This is a genomic window from Falsihalocynthiibacter sp. S25ZX9 (assembly GCF_041205405.1).
Taxonomy (GTDB): Bacteria; Pseudomonadota; Alphaproteobacteria; order Rhodobacterales; family Rhodobacteraceae; genus Falsihalocynthiibacter; species Falsihalocynthiibacter arcticus.
The window spans coordinates 1-2492 of sequence record NZ_JBGFCD010000049.1 but is presented as its reverse complement, the minus strand read 5'-3'; the positions used below and the strand labels follow the sequence as shown (position 1 = coordinate 2492).

The following is a 2492-nucleotide window of genomic DNA, read 5'->3' as shown; positions in this document are numbered from 1 at the left end:
AGGTGTCGCCGTTGCCGCCCGAATGCCGGGCTCTGCTCAGTACAAGGGGGGGAGTAACCCGCCCCAGGATCGAAGCGGAGATAATTATGGATCTAGTTGAGCACGGCCTAGCCCTCAACGCGCGTGCTATACAGCCTGCAGCGTGCGCGCAGAGAAGGCTGCACGAGACTAAAAAGGGCGAACTGATCAGCCCGCCATCCAAAGCAATTGACGCAGCGCCACAAATCGGGGCGGACCTTGTTCAGGACGGCTTCCTGGCAGACCGTGCAACCTGCCTTGAAGTCTGGCGGCAGGTGTTTGATGCCCCACCCCCCAAGCGCTTGTCTGTCGGGTTCTTGCGAAAGGCAATCCTCCATGAACAACAGTGCCAGAAACACGGGCGCGTACCAAAACAAACCCTGCGACGCCTGCAGGAAATGGCAAATGGCAAGGTGCCGAACACCTGCTCGACGTCCTCTCTGAAACCAGGAGCACATCTGATGCGGGAATGGAACGGACGAACCTATCAGGTTGAGGTGGTCACGCAGGGCTTTGTGATGGATGGCCAGACCTATAAATCCCTGTCTGCCATCGCCAAACGCATCACAGGCGCGCACTGGTCGGGTCCGCGCTTCTTCGGGCTTACGCAATGAAGCCCAAGATCCGCTGCGCGATTTATACCCGCAAGTCCTCCGAAGATGGCTTGGAACAGGAGTTTAACTCGCTGGATGCCCAAAGGGAGGCCTGCACCGCTTACATCACAAGCCAGAGAGCTGAAGGCTGGGTATTGCTGCCGGAAGCCTATGACGATGGTGGCATCTCTGGCGGGACCTTAAAGCGGCCCGCTTTGCAACGCCTGCTCACAGATCTTGACGAAGGACGGGTCGATCAGATCGTTGTCTACAAGATTGACCGCCTGTCACGGTCTCTGGCGGACTTCGCTAAGATTGTGGATCGGCTGGATGGGGCAGGGGCGTCTTTTGTCTCCGTCACCCAGTCGTTCAATACAGCCACCAGCATGGGGCGGCTGACCCTGAACATGCTGCTGTCGTTTGCCCAGTTTGAGCGCGAGGTCACGGCCGAAAGAATTAGGGATAAGATCGCAGCCTCCAAACGTAGAGGCCTCTGGATGGGAGGCAACGTCCCGCTGGGGTATGATCCGGACGGTCGAACCCTGACCATCAAGGAAGTAGAAGCGAAGACAGTGCGCGCGCTCTATGATCTCTACAGGGAGCACGGCAACATCCGTTTGGTCAAAGAACGGGCGGATGGTTTGAACCTGCGGTCAAAGCAGACGGTCACGGTCGCGGGTGTGACAAGAGGTGGCACAGCGTTCGATCGCGGCCACATTCACCATATCCTGACCAATCCGATTTATGCCGGGCGCATCCGGCATCACAAAAATATCTATGAGGGATTGCACGAGCCGATTATTGATCCCGAGGTGTGGGATGAGGTTCAGCGAAGATTGACGGAAAATCACGCGCGGATCCGCGGAGAAAAGAACGCGGCTCACCCGTCGCCCCTCGCAGGTAAACTGTTTGATGAGACAGGTGACCGGTTGACACCAAGCCATACAAGCAAGAACGGCAAAAGGCTGCGGTATTATATCTCAAGGCGCTTGGTAACGGAACGCAGCGCAAACCATCCCGAGGCCTGGCGACTACCCGCGCCGCAACTCGAAGCCGCGATAGCCAGAGCCGTCGCGGAACATGTTTCGGCGCCAGGGTTTCTGCCGAGGACCATTCCGGGCATCATGGCAACCGATGTTGACCAATTCCGACAGCGTATGGACACTTTGGCTTCTAATCTGAATTCAAAATCCACTGTGAGAAGTTGGGCAGACTTGATTGCCAAAACCATCATTGAGCCAGGATCACTTGCAATCACTTTAAACGCAAAGTTCATTGCAGATCATTTGGGCCTAAAGGCGGATCGGCTTGAATCGGATGCCCTGCATATCACTGCGGCTTTCCGGCTTCGGCGCAGAGGTGTTGAAACAAAGATCATCCTTGGCAGCAGCCCTCCCGAGATCGACCAGACCCTGACCCGCAACATCGCGAGCGGGATAGGTTGGTACACGGCAATCAGAAACGGTACTACATTTGAAGAAATAGCGGCACGCGAAGGAAGCTCTGTCCGTCGGATCCAAGCAGTGACGAATCTCGCGTTTCTCTCGCCGAGCATGATTGAGTGTGCTGTTAACGGAACTCTGCCGCATCACATTACAACAGACTATCTTCTGAAGAAGGGCTTTCCGTCCGACTGGGCCCAGCAAGACGACTTGCTCACTTAGTCTGTCGGCAAACACGTCAACACCAGAACCTGTCACAACGCAAACTCACCCCAAACTCGCACCGCGGAAATGTCGAAGAGAGATATTGGCCATATGAAGGCCGTATTTGCTCTCTGAAGAGCGTCTCTCCTTGAATGTCGTACAGGCAAATCGCTGAAACCACGCCACAAAAGGGCGGGTACTTCGCACGTTCAAAAAGAGAAGAAGTGTTTGGCTG

At 55.7% G+C, this 2492-nt stretch carries 2 protein-coding genes; both read left to right on the top strand.

Annotated elements, in window-relative coordinates; all coding sequences use genetic code 11:
- Positions 1 to 86: 86 nt before the first annotated feature.
- Positions 87 to 632: a DUF2924 domain-containing protein gene (locus AB9F29_RS21155; RefSeq protein ID WP_369757158.1), complete on the top strand. Its 546-nt coding sequence runs from the start codon at positions 87 to 89 to the stop codon at positions 630 to 632.
- Positions 629 to 2275, top strand: a complete 1647-nt coding sequence (locus tag AB9F29_RS21150) for a recombinase family protein (RefSeq protein WP_369757157.1) — start codon at positions 629 to 631, stop codon at positions 2273 to 2275. The genes AB9F29_RS21155 and AB9F29_RS21150 overlap by 4 nt, the downstream gene beginning before the upstream one ends.
- The last annotated feature ends 217 nt before the right edge of the window (positions 2276 to 2492 follow it).

Bases quoted from the DNA above. Each gene is read 5' to 3' on its own strand.
- AB9F29_RS21150 (WP_369757157.1), top strand. From the start codon at position 629: ATGAAGCCCAAGATCCGCTGCGCGATTTATACCCGCAAGTCCTCCGAA.
- AB9F29_RS21155 (WP_369757158.1), top strand. From the start codon at position 87: ATGGATCTAGTTGAGCACGGCCTAGCCCTCAACGCGCGTGCTATACAG.